Genomic DNA, 15607 nt, shown 5'->3' with positions numbered 1-15607 from the left:
CCACTCCGCAGCGCTCGCGGAGGCGCTCGACACCGTCGCCTTCCAGGTCTTCGAGATACGCCGCGCGTCCGGTCGGCCGTCAACCCGGTGCACAGCGACGGCGTTGCCCACTGATCGTCGGACAGATCCGCAAGATCGGCTACCAGTGCCGCCCGCTCAGTACGAATCAGTGGCCAAACCCCGGCCCCCGAACTGCGCTCAGCGACTCCTGTTGTCCATCGGCTGCTGTCGGTCCCCTGTCGGAGGCTGTCGGTCCCGTGTCGGAGGCGTGTCGGAGCGGCCCGGCACCTTTGCGGAGACGGCCGCCGAGGATCACTGGGCGGCCCCGATCCCGAGGAGCCACCATGCATACTCCCGTCACGATCGTCGGCGCCGGACTCGGCGGACTCACGCTGGCCCGCGTGCTGCACGTGCACGGCATCCCGGTCACGGTCCACGAGGCCGAGTCCTCGCCGACGGCGCGCACGCAGGGCGGGATGCTCGACATCCACGACCACAACGGGCAGCTCGCCCTGGAGGCGGCCGGTCTGATGGACGAGTTCCGCGCCGTCGTCGTCGAGGGCCGCCAGACGATCCGGCTCGTCGAGCAGGACGGGACGGTCCTGCACGAGATGGCCGACGACGGCACGGGCGGACGTCCCGAGGTGCAGCGCGCGGAGCTGCGACGGATCCTGCTCGACTCGCTCCCGGCCGGCACGGTCCGGTGGGGGCACAAGGTCAGTGGCGCCCGTGCGCTCGGCGGGGGCCGTCACGAGGTGGCCTTCGCCGACGGCGGCACCGTCGTCACGAGCCTGCTGGTCGGCGCGGACGGCGCGTGGTCGCGGGTCCGGCCACTGCTGTCGGGTGCCGCACCCGAGTACGCCGGCACGTCGTTCGTCGAGACCTACCTGTTCGACGCCGACACCCGGCACCCGGCCACCGCGAAGCTGGTCGGCGGCGGGGCGATGGTCGCCCCCTCGCCGGGCAAGGAGATCTTCGCCCACCGGGAGAGCGGCGACACGCTTCACGCCTACGTGGCGCTGTCCCGGCCGCGGGACTGGTTCGCCGCGATCGACTTCACCGACGCCCGTGCCGCGGCCGCCCGCATCGCGCGGGAGTTCGGCGACTGGGCGCCGGAACTCACCGCGCTGCTCACGGACGCCGACACGGCACCCGTGCTGCGCCCGCACTACGCCCTGCCGGCCGAACACCGGTGGGAGAGGGTCCCCGGGGTGACCCTGATCGGCGACGCCGCCCACCTCGCGGGACCGAACGGCGAGGGCGCCAACCTGGCCATGCTCGACGGCGCCGAACTCGCCAAGGCCCTCGCCGCCCACCCCGACGACATCGAGGCCGCGCTCGCCGAGCACGAGCACGCCATGTTCGCCCGCGGCGCCGAGGCCGTCACCTTCGAGGGCGCCGAGGTCCACGGCATCGACTCCGAGAACAACACGGCCCGGGCCATGCTCGAGATGATCACCGGGCAGGGGGAGTAGCCGGCACCGGCGCTCCTCACCGGCACAGCCGGGTGCCGATCTCCGGTGCGTCGTCAGGCCCGTTCACCCTGGTCAGCAATAGGGGCGCTGGTTGGTCATGGAAGCCGCCACCCGCATCCAGACTCCGAACTGACGGTAGAGGCCGGGCAGAGCGCCGTGAGCCTGAACCGTCCGGGAGTCCTTGGCGGTGACGCCGGGGATGCCCTGAAGTACGGAGGCCACCGAGGCCGACTGCCATCGCACGGTGAGGGCAACCGGTCCCGAATCCGTCGACGCGACCCTCGGTGCGGCGACGAGGCTCGTGGCAACGGCCTTCTCGATCGCTCCACGGGCTTCGTCCGCAGGACGCAGTTCGGCCGCGAAACGGTCGTGGGCGTACTTCACGGCCACGGTGGTGACCGTGGAATCCCACTCCGTCATCTCCTCGCAGGCGCGGTCGTCGCCGGTGAGGACCGCCACCGGAACGCCGAGAGCGGTCGCGGTCGCGTGGGCCAGGCCGATCTCTCCCACCGGCCGGCCGTCGAGCCACATGTCCTCGATCTCGTGCCCCATGAAACTGTGGCTCAGCACACCGAGTGCGCCGGCCCTGGTGTGGTAACCGACGCAGATCATGGCGTCGTGGTCGGCCGTGAGGCCGTCGAGCATGCCCATGGCCTTGGGTTTGCCGCGGATGAGGCGGGCGGCCGGGTGCAGTGCCTCCGGCAGGAGGTTGCGCATCGGGCCGTGCGCGTCGTTCACGGTGACGTGGGTGGCACCGGCCGCGAGTGCTCCTCGGACGGCCGCGTTGACGTCCTCGGCCATCATCTGGCGCCCGCGCTCGTAGTCCCGGCCACCGGGCTGGACGTCGTCGGCGTCGACGAGCCCCGTGATGCCTTCCATGTCCACGCTGAAGTAGATCCGCACTGGGTCAGTTCCTCCGAAAGCTCGATCGCCTGGAGGACATCACCCGGGTGATCGTCGGTTCCCCGGACGGGAGCGGGAAACTGGCCTCATGACCCCGATAGATCCCAGGACCGATCTCCACTTCTACCTCCAGTCCGCCCGCGACGCCCTGCTCTGGAAGCTCGAAGGGCTCTCGGAGTACGACATCCGCCGCCCGGCGACACCGACCGGTACCAACCTGCTGGGCCTGGTGAAGCACGCCGCCGGCGTGGAGCTGGGCTACCTCGGCGACACCTTCGGGCGGCCGTCGGGTGAACCGCTGCCCTGGCTCGCGGACGGTGCCGAGCCCAACGCGGACATGTGGGCCACCGCCGACGAGTCACGCGAGTACGTCGTGGAGCTGTACCGGCGCGCGTGGGCCCACGCGGACGCGACGATCGACGCGCTGGCGCTGGACACGGTCGGCAAGGTGCCGTGGTGGGCCGAGGGGAAGGACGAGGTGACGCTGCATCATGCCGTGACGCGCGTGATCGCCGACACGCACCGGCACGCCGGGCATGCCGACATCGTCCGGGAGCTCATGGACGGTGCCGTGGGGATGAGCGAGGGCAATGTCGGCGTGGCGCCGGGGGACTCGGCGTGGTGGGAGACGTACCGGGGCCGGCTGGAGCGGGCGGCGCGGGAAGCCGGGCGGCGTGTGACGTCGGGCGGGGTCCGGTGAGGCGGGTGTGGAGTGGGCCGGTACTGCTGTTGGTCGCCGGTCTGGCCGTTGCGGCCGGGCAGGTCGTGCGGAGTCGCCCGGTCGCGGCCGCCGTGCTCCTCCTGGCGTTCGTGCTGCTGGCGGGCCTGATCTCGCCCCCGGTGTTCCCCAGGTCGGTCGGGGCGCTGGAGGCGCGGCGGCGCAGTGACGTCGACGGGCGGCCGGTCGTCTTCTGGCGGCCGGGGTGCACCTACTGCCTGCGACTGCGCATCCGGTTGGGCCGGAAGGCCACGCGGTTGTACTGGGTCGACATCTGGCGGGACGAGGCCGGGGCGGAAGTGGTGCGAGCGGCCAACGAGGGCAACGAGACCGTGCCCACGCTGCTCGTGGCGGGCCGGCCGTACACCAATCCCGCTCCCTCGTGGGTGCGCGAGCAGGTCTCCTCGTCCGGTGACCGGTGACCGGTGACCGGTGACCGGTGACGCCGTCAGTCCCGCGCCGCCTCCGGACGCAGGCGTACCCAGCCCGCCCAGGCCGAGGTGATCATGTCTTCGACGTCGTACTTGGCCTTCCAGGCCAGTTCGACGGCTGCGCGGTCGGCCGAGGCGACGACGCGGGCCGGGTCGCCGGGGCGGCGGGGGGTGACCGTCGGGGGCTGGTCGTAGCCGGTGAGGGCGTTGATGCGGTCGATCATCTCGCGGACGGAGACGCCCTCGCCCCGGCCGATGTTGAGGGTGAGGGTGCGGCCGGGGGAGGACTGGAGAGCGCGGGCCGCGGCCACGTGGGCCTCGGCCAGGTCGACGACGTGGATGTAGTCGCGGACACAGGTGCCGTCCGGCGTCGCGTAGTCGTCGCCGAAGATCCGGGGGGCCGCGGACTCCGTCAGCTTCTCGAAGACCATCGGGACGAGGTTGTAGACGCCGGTGTCGGCCAGCTCCGGGCTCGCCGCGCCGGCGACGTTGAAGTAGCGCAGCGAGGCCGTGGACAGGCCCGAGGCCTTGCCGGTGGCGCGGACCAGCCACTCGCCGACCAGCTTGGTCTCGCCGTACGGCGACATGGGCACGCACGGCGTCTCCTCGGTCACGAGGTCGACGTCGGGCATGCCGTACACCGCGGCGGAGGAGGAGAAGACGAAGGACGGGACCTCGGCCTTCGTGACCGCGTCGAGCAGGACCCGCAGGCCCTCGACGTTCTCCCGGTAGTAGTGCAGCGGCAGGTCCACCGACTCGCCGACCTGCTTCTTGGCGGCCAGGTGCACCACGCCGGTGACGGAGTGGTCGGCCAGGGCGCGCGCGACCCGCTCGCCGTCCAGGACCGAGCCCACCACGAGGGGGACGCCGTCGGGCACGCGGTCGGCGATGCCGGTCGACAGGTCGTCGTAGACCACCGCCTTCTCGCCCGCCTCGGTCATCGCCCGTACGACGTGCGCCCCGATGTATCCGGCGCCGCCGGTGATCAGCCAGGTCATTGCGGCCGTCCCCTCATCAGTGAAGTCCGTCAGTCAATCAGTCAGACGGTCGGTCGGTCCTCTGCGTCCATGATCCGGCATGCGGTTCCCCGCCGGGTAATCAGCCCTCACGACGAGACGGCGGGAAGTTCCTGGCCGTAGGTGTCCATGGCCGCCGTGAGCCGGTCGAGGCGGGCGCGCAGGTCCTGGATCTCCGCGAGGTCCAGGCCGGTCGCCGCCGAGATCCGGCGCGGCACCTCGACGGCCCGCTCGCGCAGCGCCGTGCCCTCGGCGGTCAGCCGCACCTGAACCGACCGCTCGTCGCGCGTGCTGCGCTCACGCCGGACCAGACCGGCCGCCTCCAGCCGCTTGAGCAGGGGCGACAGCGTGCCGGAGTCGAGCCGCAGATGCTCGCCGAGCTTCTTCACCGGCAGCTCTCCGTGCTCCCAGAGCACCAGCATCACCAGGTACTGCGGATAGGTGAGCCCGAGGTCCTTGAGGACCACCCGGTAGACGCCGCCGAAGGCACGCGAGGCGGCGTTCAGGGAGAAGCAGATCTGCTGGTCCAGGCGGAGCCAGTCGGTTGCGGGCGTGGTCATGACTCCCAGGGTAACCGACAGCTCTTGTCCGTCATTTAGTTGTGGACAATTGAGTTGTGTGCTCTACTTGTGGTTGTCAGAAGTTGGCAGTCAGAAGTCGCCACGACACTTCTCCCCAAGCTAGGGACGGTTTCCCATGGACGCGCTCTACACCGCCGCCGCCACTGCCACCCACGGCCGCGACGGCCGTACCGTCACCTCCGACGGCAAGCTCGACCTCGCCCTCGGCATCCCCGTCGAGATGGGCGGCAACGGCGAGGGCACCAACCCCGAGCAGCTGTTCGCCGCCGGATACGCCGCCTGTTTCGGCAGCGCCCTCGGCCTGGTCGGCCGGGCGGCGAAGGTCGACGTCAGCGACGCCGCGGTGACCGCCGAGGTCGGCATCGGCAAGCAGGGCGAGGGCTTCGCGCTCGCCGTCACCCTCCGGGTGGAGCTGCCCGAGGGTCTGGACCAGGAGACCGGCCGCAAGCTGGTCGAGCAGGCCCACCAGGTCTGCCCCTACTCCAACGCCACCCGCGGCAACATCCCGGTCGACCTCGTCATCGAGTAACCCGCTCACCGGGGGCTCACCCCACCCGCGCCAGCACCTCGCCCGTCCGTTCGCTCCACGCCACCACCACCGCCTCCTCGGGCACCGGCTGCCAGCGCGTCAGCAGCAGCCACCGGACGTGGTAGCGGCGGACGACGGCGGCGCGCTCCGCGCGGGTCGAACCGGGCGCGAGATACGCCTCGACGTCGGCCACCCGCCGCCCGCGCTCCCGCTCGTCCAGCGACGGGTCCGGCCAGGCGGGCGCCGCGAGGTTCGGCCCGTACCCGGCGATGGCGTGTCCGGCGTAGTAGCCGTCGGTGATCACGACCTCGCCGGGGCCGATGTGCCGGGCCGCCCACTCGTACGTCGGCCAGGCGGGCGGCTGCTCGAAGCCGACCGGGTCCAGCGCGCGCGGCACCACCGCCCCCGCGTGGACCGTGAGGAAGCCCAGCAGCGCACCCGCGGTCGCGGCCCGCCCCAGCATCGCCCGCCACCGCCCCCACGGCCCGGGCGCCGCCAGCTCCACCGCCAGGGCGAACTGCAACGGCACCAGCGTGAGCCCGAGGATCCGGCCGTAGGTGTAGTGGCCGCTGAACCAGCCGTACGCCACCACCGCGCAGTCCAGCGCGAACATCAGCACCAGCGGGTCCCGGGCCGAGCGGCGTCCGCGCGCCCACAGCGCAGGCAGCCCGAGCAGCGCCAGCCAGAACTCCCCGGGCAGGTGCAGGTACAGGACCCGGTGCATCCCGTCCACGCTGTCGTCGCCGGCCAGCGTGAACACGTCGAAGTACGGCCAGGCCGTCGCCGTCGTCAACGCCACGGCGCCCGTCAGCGCCCACCGTCCGACGACCGGCCCGCGCCACCCACGCTGCCATCCGGCCACCAGCGCCACCGCGCCCAGCACCGCCGCCACCGAGGTGATCGGGTGGACCAGCAGGATCAGCCCGTACAGGGCGCCCAGCCCCGCGTATCCGGGCAGGCCGCGCAGTCCGCTCGGCCCCACGTACCGCACCCGGCGGGCGTCCCGCGCCCGCGCCCCGGTCAGCGCCCAGGCCCAGAAGGTCAGCCCGATCGCGAACGTCGACGGGTAGCCGAGGTTGCCGGTCATCGACATCAGCCCGAGATAGCCGCTCCACCAGGCCCGCTCGGTGCCCCACAGCAGCGTCATCGCGCCCAGCGCCAGCACCGGCGCCCACGGCCGCGCGCTCAGCACCCGCACGAAGCGGCCCAGGCCGGTCAGCAGCACCAGCAGGTTCAGCGGCCCGGCGAGCCGCACCACCTCCCAGCCGCCCAGTCCCGTCAACCGGGCGAACACCCCCTGGACCAGCGCGTACGGCGAGTAGTACGCGCTGCCCGCACCCGGCAGGTCGGCCATCGGATGGCGGGGGTGGAGCAGGTCGGCCTTCAGGCGTTCCACGACGGCCGCGTGCTGGCCGGCGTCGCAGCACAGCGGCACCGCGAAGTACGCCAGCGACATCACCAGGAAGAACAGGAAGCCGGCGGCCTGGTACGGGGTGGGACGCCAGACACGGCCGCCGCGCAGCGCCGTCGCGCCGCGCACCGACTGCCGGACGAGGGTGCCGGCGCTCACGAAGCAGGAGAAGGAAGGGGCATTCGGGACATTTGGCGTATGTTCCCGGTGGGGTCGCCCGCATCAACCCAAGTCACCCGGGCGGCGGAGGCTCAGCCGATCGCCCCGGCCCGCTCGGACTGCCCCTGCGCGGGCAGCGGCACCCGGGCGCCCCGCACCACCGGCTCCAGCAGCAGCGGCACCCCGATCACCGGCAGCAGCCACGCCAGCACGATCAGCCGCTCGCCCCAGATGTTGATGTCCGGGTGCCCGGCCTGGGTGAGGATGCCGGTGAACGCCGCCGCGACCACGAAACCGCCGACCGCGCCCCCGCGCCGCAGCGCGCCCCACGCCCCGGCGCCCAGCGCCGCCACGAACAGCGGCTGCCACGCCTGCCGGCGCAGCCACTCCACCCAGAAGTTGCCCTGCAACTGCCAGAACTCCGGCCACGGACGCTCCCGGTCGGGCCGGTTGAAGTGGTCGGTGAGCAGATCCTGGAGGCTGTCCGACTCGGACGGGTAGTGCAGCAGCCGGGCCAGCACCAGCGTGGCGGCCACCCCCGCCAGCCCCACCGCCGCGAGCGCCGGCACGTCCCGGCCCGCCGGCCGGCCCCTGTGGCGGCGCCGCAGGGCGATCAGCGTGCCCGCCGCCGCCAGGCACAGCCCCAGGAACAGCGCCTGGGAGTGCTTGACCGTGAACAGGGCGAGCAGCGACCCGGCGACCAGCGCGAGCCCGGCCCGCGTGCGCCCCGCCCGCAGCACCAGCGCACAGCCCCACACCGCCGCCAGGGTCAGCGCCATCAGCAGCCCCTCGGTCATCGGGCGCATCGCGGTCGTCCCGCACGGCAGTACGTAGTACAGCGCCTGCCCGGCCAGCGCGAGCGGCACCGGCACGGACAGGGTGCGCAGGATCAGGCAGGCGAGGACGCCGCCCGTGCAGGCGATGACGACACCCGCCGCCCACAGACCCCAGGTCACCCCGAAGGCCAGGACGAACGGCACCAGGAACGCCGGATAGCCGGGCCGCGCCTCGAAGATCCGCATGAAGCGTTCCGTCATGTACGGCACGGTGTGCCCGCCGGTCTGCCCCGCCGCCAGCCGCGGCTCCACCACCGCCCACTCCTGCGCGCGGCACTCGGCCAGCACCTCGTCGGTGGGATCGGGGCGGTGGAAGCGGACCACGTGCACGCTCTGGTCCCGCCGGGCCCGCTCCGCCCGGCTCGCGCACACGTAGTCGATGGTGGCCGTCGCCGCCCCGCGCTTGCTCTCACCGGTCAGGCTCAGGGCGTACGACAGGTAGTTCCTGGTGTCGGGGGTGTCCCGGCCGGTGATGTTCGCGAGCTGGAGCGCGGCGAACACGGCGGCCAGGACCAGCACCCAGCTGCGGGGTCTCACGTGGAGGGCAGCAGGTCGCGCCCGGACGGGACGGCGCGCGCGCCGGGGACGCCGGAGGGCTTCGGCTCGGGCATCGGCTCGCCCAGCATCAGCGTCCGCACCACCCGCTCGGCGGCCCGGCCGTCCTCGTACTCGCAGTACCGCGCCCGGAACGCCGACCGCAGCCGCGCCGCCTCCTCGTCCCGCCACGTCCCGGACGCCAGCAGCCACGCCAGCTCCCGGTAGGAGCGCGAGACGTGCCCCGGCGCCTCTTCGGTGATGTCGAAGTAGGCGCCCCGGCTGGCCGCGTACGCGTCCCAGTCGTCGGCGTGGATCACGATCGGCCGGTCCAGGAGGGCGTAGTCGAACATCAGGGCGGAGTAGTCGGTGATCAGCAGGTCGGAGGCGAGCATCAGGTCCTCGACGTGCGGTTCGTCCGTCCCGTCGATCAGCACGCCCCGCCGGTGCAGCTCCGACAGGCCCATGCCGCGGGCCGGTCCGGTGGCCAGGGACGGGTGCAGGCGGACCACCAGGGTGTGGCCGTCGCCGAGGTCGGCGGCGAGCCGGGCCGCGTCGATCCGCTCGACGTGCCCGCCCCGCCGGTAGTCGCGGCGGGTCGGCGCGTACAGCACGACGGTGTGGCCGTCGGGGACGCCGAGCCGCTCACGGACCCGGCGGCCGTCCTCGGGGCCGGCGTTCACCAGGACGTCGTTGCGCGGGCTGCCGGAGCGCGCGGACGTGAAGTGGCACGGGAACGCCCGCTCCCACACCCGCTCCGCGTACCGGCCCGCGACCAGGCTGTGGTCCCAGCGGTCGGCCCGGCGCAGCATCTGCGGCACGTCCAGGCCGTGCCGTGCGCCGGGCCTGGACAGCAGGTCGACGCCCATGTACTTGAGCGGGGTGCCCTGGTGGGTGTGGATGTGGACGCTGCCGTCCCGCTTGGCCACGGAGCCGGGCCAGTTGACGTTGTTGACGAAGAACGTCGCCCGCTCGGTCACCCGGCGGTAGGCGGCACTGCCCAGGACCACGTGCTCCGTGCCCGGCGGCAGCAGGGCGGTGTCCGCCGCGCACTCCTCGTCGCGCACCACCCACACGCCGCGCAGGTGCGGGGCGAGTTCGCGGGCCGCGCGGTGGATCGCGGCGGGGTCGCCCAGCACACCCCGGTGGGAGAACGCCGAGTACACGGCGAGGTCCGGGTCCGGCGCACGGCGGGTGCGCGCCGCGCTCGCGACCCGGCGCAGCCGCCCGGCGGCCGCCCCGCGGACCGGCCGCGTCCGGCGCTCCAGCTCCCGGGCCGCCCGCCCGGACTCCCGCCGCAACCGGTAGGTGGCGTACGGCCCCTGCAGCACCCGCAGTTCGGCCGGGACCGCGGCGCCGTCCGGCCGATACGCCCGGAACATCTCGGCGGTGCGGTGGAAGAACTCGGCCCGGTCGGACGGCGGCAGCCGGTCCGGCTTGGACAGGATGTCCAGGCAGTGCTCGCCCATCTTGGCGTGCAGGAACGGCCGCCAGCCGGCCAGCTCCGGGCGGGCGTCGAGGAAGGCGAAGACCCGCTCGTACTGCGCGTGGACGTCGAAGTGCTTGCGGCTGGTCGTGGACAGGATGTTGCCCTGGCGGCGCTGCCGGTAGTTCAGGCAGATGCGGTCCAGCGCGGCGATCCGCTCCGCGCTGAACATGACCGGGAACGTCCAGGGCGTGTCCTCGTAGTAGCCGGGCGGGAAGGTGAATCCCTCCCGTTCTACGAATTCCCGCCGGTAGACCTTGTTCCACACCACCATCAGCAGGTCGAGGATCTCGGGGTGCGCGGCGGCCGTGAAGGTCCCCTCGCCCGCCTCCGCGAGCACCCGGGCCAGGACGTTGCGCCGGGTGCCGCCCCACCAGTAGGTGCGCGCGTAGTCGAAGACCAGGACGTCAGGGCCTTCTGGGTAGCCCGTCTCCTCGAGCCGGTCGGCCATCGCGCGCAGTGCGCCCGGGGTGAGGGTGTCGTCGCTGTCGAGGAAGAAGAGGTAGTCGCCGCTCGCGTGCGGCAGCCCGGCGTTGCGGGCCCGGCCGAGGCCGACGTTCTCCTCCAGGTGCAGCACCCGCACCCGCTCGTCGAGAGCCGCGTACTCGTCGAGGATCGCGCCGGAGCCGTCCGGCGAGCAGTCGTCGACGCCGATGACCTCGAGGTCCCGGAAGGACTGGTCCAGGACCGAGTCGAGGCACTCGCGCAGGAAGCCCTGCACCTTGAAGCACGGGATGATGACGCTGAAGCGGGGCACGGCGGGGTCAGCTCCTTACAAGGGTGGCGGCGGCGGGGGCCGGGACGCGCTCCGCGAGCGGGATCACGGGCGGCAGCGCCTCGGGCGGTTCGCCGAGCAGCACCCGGCGTACGACGCGCTCGGCGGCCCGGCCGTCGTCGAACTCGCAGAACCGCTCCCGGAACGCCGCCCGCAGTGCGGTCGACTCCGCGTCCGCGTACGTGCCGTCGGCGAAGACGCGGGCCAGCTCCTCCGGCGTCCGGGCCACCGGTCCCGGCGGCGCCGCCATCAGGTCGAAGTAGACGCCGCGGGTCTCCCGGTAGACGTCCCAGTCGTCCGCGTACACGACGATCGGACGGTCCAGGTTGGCGTAGTCGAACATGATCGACGAGTAGTCGGTGACCAGCGCGTCCGCCGCCAGGCACACGTCCTCGGAGGAACGGTGCCCGGTGACGTCGATGATCCGGCCGGTGCGTTCCCGCTGCCCGCCCCGGTCGTAGAAGTAGTGGGCGCGCAGCAGCACCACCACGTCCTCGCCGGCCGCCTCGCAGAACGCCTCCAGGTCCAGGCCGCCCGCGCCGTAACCGGTCTCGTAGTCCCGGTGCGTGGGCGCGTACAGGACCGCCGTCTTCCCCTCCGGAACGCCCAGTTCGCGCCGGACGCGGGCCACGTCCTCGGCACTCGCCGTGCAGTACACGTCGTTGCGCGGATAGCCGTACTCCAGGTGCTCGTAGGAGCCCGGGAAGGCGCGCTCCCACATCCGGGTGGAGTGGCGGTTGGCGGACAGGTTGTAGTCCCAGCGGTCCACGCGGCCGAGGAGCTTGGTGAAGCTGCCGGTGGCGGCGGCCACCACCGGATACGTCGACTGGTCCACGCCCATCGTCTTCAGCGGGGTGCCGTGCTGGGTCTGCACGTGCACGCTGCCGGGGCGTTTGACGACGCCCTCGGCGAAGTTGGCGTTGTTGACGAGGTACTTGGCGCGGGCCAGCACCTCCCAGTAGCGCCGGCTGCCGATGACGGCGTGGTCGACGCCCTGCGGCACGGTGTGCGCCTGGTCCGGCTCGACCAGGAACACCGACCGCAGGTGCGGGGCGAGTTCACGGGCCCTGGCGTGGATCGCGGCCGGGTTGCAGGCGTAGCCGCGGCCCCAGTAGGCGCAGTACACGACGAGGTTCGCGTCCAGCGGGCGGCGCAGGTGGCGGCGGTACAGCAGGCGGGTGCGCAGTCCCCGCGGCCACGGCAGGCGCCGCAGCACCCCGGTGGCCGCCCGGTTGGCGGCGCGCAGCGCGCGGAAGCCGGTGTACGACCCGGACGCCAGCAGCCGGTACTGCACACCGAGCCGTCCGCCCGGCGGCCGGAAACCGGCGGGCCGGTGGCGGCGGTAGAGGCGGCTCGCCCGGCGGTAGAAGGCACGGCGTCCCCGGCGGGTCAGGCGCCGGGGGTGGGTGGCCGTCTTCAGGATCGCGGCGAAGAGCTGCTCGAACAGCGGTTCGCGCCGCGCGGCCGGCAGACCCCGCTCGGCGGCGTGCGCGAGCGCCAGTTCGGCCTGGTCGAGCAGTTCCGCGTGGTGCTCGCCCGGCAGGTTCAGCCGGTTGCCCTGGCGGCGCACCAGATGCCGTACGACCACGGAGCGCAGCACCGCCACGCGTTCGGCGCGCGCCGCGACCAGGGCGCCGAAACCGACGTCCGTGAAATGCCCGTCGGGGAAGTCCAGGCGCCGCTCGGCGAGGAAGGTACGGCGGTGGACCGCGCTCCACCCGGGCAGCTGCACGCCCGTCAGGTGCGGGGCGCGGTCGGGGGCGAAGGCGCCGTCCGGGGTCCTCGCCAGCAGCGGGGCGGCCGGGTTGGTGACCTCGCCCTCCCACCAGGGCACGCGCTCGTACTCGAAATACAGCACGTCCACCCCGCCGGTCTCCGCCAGCCGCGCGTCCAGCGCCGCCAGCGCGCCCGGGACGAGGGCGTCGTCGCCGTCGAGGAACAGCAGGTACGCGCCGGTCGCCGCCCGCATCCCGGTGTTGCGCGCCCCGGCCAGCCCGGCCTCCGGCGGCGAGTGCACGGGCGTCACCCGGGAGTCCCGCTCGGCGCGCTCGGCGGCGACGTCCGCCGCCGTGGAGCCCGGGCCGTCGCAGACCGGGATCAGCTCGAAGTCGCCGAAGGACTGGGTGAGGACCGAGTCCAGTGCCTGGGAGAGCCGCCCCGCGACCCCATGGGACGGGACGATGATACTGAAGCGGGGCATACTGCTCTTTCTCTCGTGAGCCGTGTCCTGTTTGTACTGCTTGTCCTGGTCGGACGGGAGCCCCCCGCCGGGTCCCGACGTCGGCCCGGCCGTCCCGTCGGCCGCCAGGTGGACGGCCGGGTCGGCGTGGGCCGCGACGAACTGCGGGGCATGCGAACTCCCAGTGGACAAACGGCGGTCAGCGGCTGTCGGTGACGGTGCGGGGCCCCGCGGGTTGCGGCACCGTCGCCAGCGGGGCGCGGACCAGGGACGCGGCGGCCGAGGGCGCGGGACGGCGCGCGGCGAGCGGGACGACGGGCGGGAGGTCACGCTCGCCCAGGACGACCCGGCGTACGACGCGCTCGGCGGCGCGGCCGTCGTCGTACGGGCAGAACCGCTCGCGGAAGGCCGCCCTGAGCCGGGCCGAGCGGGCCCCGTGCCAGTCGCCGCCGGCGAAGACGCCGATCAGCTCGTCCTCGTCCCGCGCGATCGCGCCCGGCGGGCAGGAGCCCAGGTCGAAGTAGGTGCCGCGGGCCGCCTCGTACGCCTCCGGCTCGTCGGCGTGGATCACGATCGGGCGGTCCAGGCCCGCGTAGTCGAACATCAGTGCCGAGTAGTCGGTGACTAGGGCGTCCGAGGCCAGGCAGAGCGACTCCACGTGCGGGTGGTCGCTCACGTCGAGGACCCGGCCCCCGGAACGGGCGAGCGGACCGCCGTGGCGGGGGTGGGCGCGGGCCAGCACCATGAAGCGCGGGCCGAGCCGGCGCACGACGCGCTCCAGGTCGAGGGCGGTGCGCTGGGTGCGCCGGTAGTCGCGGTGGGTGGGCGCGTACAGGATCGCGACGGTGCCCTCGGGGATGCCGAGGGTCTCCCGCAGCCGGGCCACGTCCGCCGCCGTCGCCCGCTGGAGGACGTCGGTGCGCGGCTGGCCGTACTCCAGGGTGGTCCAGCCGCCGGGGTGGACGCGTTCCCAGGTCAGGGTGGAGTGGAGGTTGGCGGAGACCACGTAGTCCCAGGAGTCGACGTCGCGCAGCAGCCGGGCGAAGTCGGTGCCGCGCGCCGCGGCCGGGCGCTCCTGGAGGTCCAGGCCCATGTGCTTGAGGGGCGTCCCGTTCTGCGTCTGCACCAGGATCTGGCCCCGGCGCCTGAGCAGGCCCGCGTCGAAGGCCGAGTCGCGCACCAGGTAGCGGGAGCGGGCCAGGGCCGTCCAGTGGGCGGCCGTGCCGGGGGTCAGGCGGCGGGTGCCGGGCGGGACGGTGTGGTGGTGCTCCCGGCCGGCGGCCCACGCCGTGCGCACGTGCGGCGCGAGGCGGCGGAAGGCCTCCTCCAGCGCGCCCGGGTCGCCGGCGTACCCGCGGTTCCCCTCGACGGCGAAGACGGCACGGTCGGCGCGCAGCGGCAGACAGCGCTGGACGCGGTAGTGCAGGCGGAGGGCGACGGTCCGCGCGGCGTGCAGCAGCGCCGTGGTGCCGTTCGCCGTACGGCGGCGCAGGGCGGACGCGAGGCGCAGGGCTGTGTAGGTGCGGCGCAGGCCGAGGCGGAGCAGGGCGTGGCGCAGCCGGACGGGCAGCGGGGCCGGGGCGCCGGGGACCCGGTAGCGGCGGCAGTGGACGCGGGCGCGGCGCAGGAACTCGGCGCGCAGGGAACGCGGGAGGCGGTCGGGGCGGGTGTACACCGTCGTCAGGTGGTCGGCCATGCGGCGGTACAGGACCGGGCGCCAGCGGGACAGCTCCGGGTGCGACTCCGGGTGCGACTGCAGGCGCGACTCCAGGAACGCGAAGACGCGGTCGTACTGGTCGAAGACGTCCAGGTGCCGCACGCTCGGCGTGCCCAGGATGCTGCCTTGCCGGCGCTGCCGGTAGTGGACGCAGACCCGGTCAAGGGTGGCGACGGACTGCGCCGTCATCAGGACCGGGTACGTCCACGGGGTGTCCTCGTAGTAGCCGGGCGGGAAGGTGAGGCCCTCGCGCTCGGCGAACTCCCGGCGCACCGCCTTGTTCCAGGCCACCATCAGCAGCTTCAGCAGCCCCGGCCGGTCGGTCAGCCGGAACGGGGCCGGGCCCTGCTCGGTGAGGTGCGCGGCGGCCTGGTTGCGGACGGTCTCGCCGGTCCAGTACGTGCGCGCGTAGTCGTAGACCAGGACGTCGGGCTCCCCGGTCTCCTTGATCCGGTCGGCCACGGCACCGAGCGCGCCCGGGGCGAGGGTGTCGTCGCCGTCGAGGAAGACCAGGTAGTCGCCGCCCGCCCGTTCGAGGCCGGCGTTGCGGGCCGGGCCGAGGCCCTGGTTGTCCGGCAGGTGCACGGCGCGTACGCGCGGGTCGCGGGCCGCGAACTCGTCGGCGATCGCCCCGCAGGCGTCCGGCGAGCAGTCGTCGACCACGATCACTTCGAGGTCGGGGTACGACTGGGACAGCACCGACTCCAGGCACGCGTGCAGATACGCCTGAACCTGGTACGCGGGAACGATGACACTGAACCTGGGCACGGGGACATCCATGGGTCGGCGGGGTCGGTGCGGGCGTTCGGCCCGGCAACGGCCAATGGAGTGACTTGGTTACGGCCCCTGCGGCATTC

General features: G+C 73.5%; 12 protein-coding genes. 4 read left to right on the top strand and 8 right to left on the bottom strand.

Going from position 1 to position 15607, the window contains the following annotated elements:
* Nucleotides 1–344 precede the first annotated feature (344 nt).
* Nucleotides 345–1475 carry an FAD-dependent oxidoreductase gene (locus ACGH7X_RS15510; protein ID WP_399885738.1) on the top strand — a complete coding sequence of 377 codons (1131 nt, stop codon included), beginning with the start codon at nt 345–347 and terminating at the stop codon, nt 1473–1475.
* Between the two features lie 72 nt (nt 1476–1547).
* On the opposite strand, the gene ACGH7X_RS15505 is transcribed toward ACGH7X_RS15510, so the two are convergent.
* A complete protein-coding gene (locus ACGH7X_RS15505; RefSeq protein WP_399885736.1) occupies nt 1548–2378 on the bottom strand; it encodes a M55 family metallopeptidase in 831 nt (276 codons plus the stop codon).
* An 88-nt stretch (nt 2379–2466) separates the two neighbouring features.
* On the opposite strand from ACGH7X_RS15505, the gene ACGH7X_RS15500 reads away from it, so the two are divergent.
* Nucleotides 2467–3078 carry a DinB family protein gene (locus ACGH7X_RS15500; RefSeq protein WP_399885734.1) on the top strand — a complete coding sequence of 204 codons (612 nt, stop codon included), beginning with the start codon at nt 2467–2469 and terminating at the stop codon, nt 3076–3078.
* The gene (locus ACGH7X_RS15495) at nt 3075–3518 is read left to right on the top strand and encodes a glutaredoxin domain-containing protein (RefSeq protein ID WP_399885732.1); all 444 of its coding nucleotides are present in this window, start codon (nt 3075–3077) and stop codon (nt 3516–3518) included. Before ACGH7X_RS15500 ends, ACGH7X_RS15495 begins: the two co-directional genes overlap by 4 nt.
* 26 nt (nt 3519–3544) lie before the next feature.
* On the opposite strand, the gene galE is transcribed toward ACGH7X_RS15495, so the two are convergent.
* Both galE and ACGH7X_RS15485 read right to left on the bottom strand, forming a co-directional pair.
* On the bottom strand, nt 3545–4525 hold the full coding sequence (gene galE / locus ACGH7X_RS15490) for a UDP-glucose 4-epimerase GalE (protein ID WP_399885730.1): 981 nt from the start codon (nt 4523–4525) through the stop codon (nt 3545–3547).
* 107 nt (nt 4526–4632) lie between these two features.
* Complete coding sequence (locus ACGH7X_RS15485; protein ID WP_399885728.1) at nt 4633–5103, bottom strand: MarR family winged helix-turn-helix transcriptional regulator; 471 nt, start codon at nt 5101–5103, stop codon at nt 4633–4635.
* 136 nt (nt 5104–5239) lie between these two features.
* On the opposite strand from ACGH7X_RS15485, the gene ACGH7X_RS15480 reads away from it, so the two are divergent.
* Nucleotides 5240–5653: an organic hydroperoxide resistance protein gene (locus tag ACGH7X_RS15480; RefSeq protein ID WP_399885726.1), complete on the top strand. Its 414-nt coding sequence runs from the start codon at nt 5240–5242 to the stop codon at nt 5651–5653.
* A 16-nt stretch (nt 5654–5669) separates the two neighbouring features.
* Here the strand turns inward: ACGH7X_RS15480 and ACGH7X_RS15475 are convergent, their stop codons facing one another.
* The 5 genes from ACGH7X_RS15475 to ACGH7X_RS15455 form a co-directional block, all read right to left on the bottom strand.
* A complete protein-coding gene (locus ACGH7X_RS15475; protein WP_399885724.1) occupies nt 5670–7223 on the bottom strand; it encodes a hypothetical protein in 1554 nt (517 codons plus the stop codon).
* A 92-nt stretch (nt 7224–7315) separates the two neighbouring features.
* The gene (locus ACGH7X_RS15470; RefSeq protein ID WP_399885722.1) at nt 7316–8596 is read right to left on the bottom strand and encodes a hypothetical protein; all 1281 of its coding nucleotides are present in this window, start codon (nt 8594–8596) and stop codon (nt 7316–7318) included.
* On the bottom strand, nt 8593–10836 hold the full coding sequence (locus ACGH7X_RS15465) for a CDP-glycerol glycerophosphotransferase family protein (protein ID WP_399885720.1): 2244 nt from the start codon (nt 10834–10836) through the stop codon (nt 8593–8595). Before ACGH7X_RS15465 ends, ACGH7X_RS15470 begins: the two co-directional genes overlap by 4 nt.
* 7 nt (nt 10837–10843) lie before the next feature.
* Nucleotides 10844–13054, bottom strand: a complete 2211-nt coding sequence (locus ACGH7X_RS15460; protein WP_399885718.1) for a CDP-glycerol glycerophosphotransferase family protein — start codon at nt 13052–13054, stop codon at nt 10844–10846.
* Nucleotides 13055–13232: 178 nt separating this feature from the next.
* A complete protein-coding gene (locus ACGH7X_RS15455) occupies nt 13233–15518 on the bottom strand; it encodes a CDP-glycerol glycerophosphotransferase family protein (RefSeq protein ID WP_399885715.1) in 2286 nt (761 codons plus the stop codon).
* Between the last annotated feature and the right edge of the window lie 89 nt (nt 15519–15607).

The sequence above is a fragment of the Streptomyces sp. BBFR51 genome (assembly GCF_044591655.1).
Taxonomy (GTDB): Bacteria; Actinomycetota; Actinomycetes; order Streptomycetales; family Streptomycetaceae; genus Streptomyces.
Note: the sequence above shows the minus strand (reverse complement) of the source record. Positions and strands in the feature narration are given on the sequence as shown.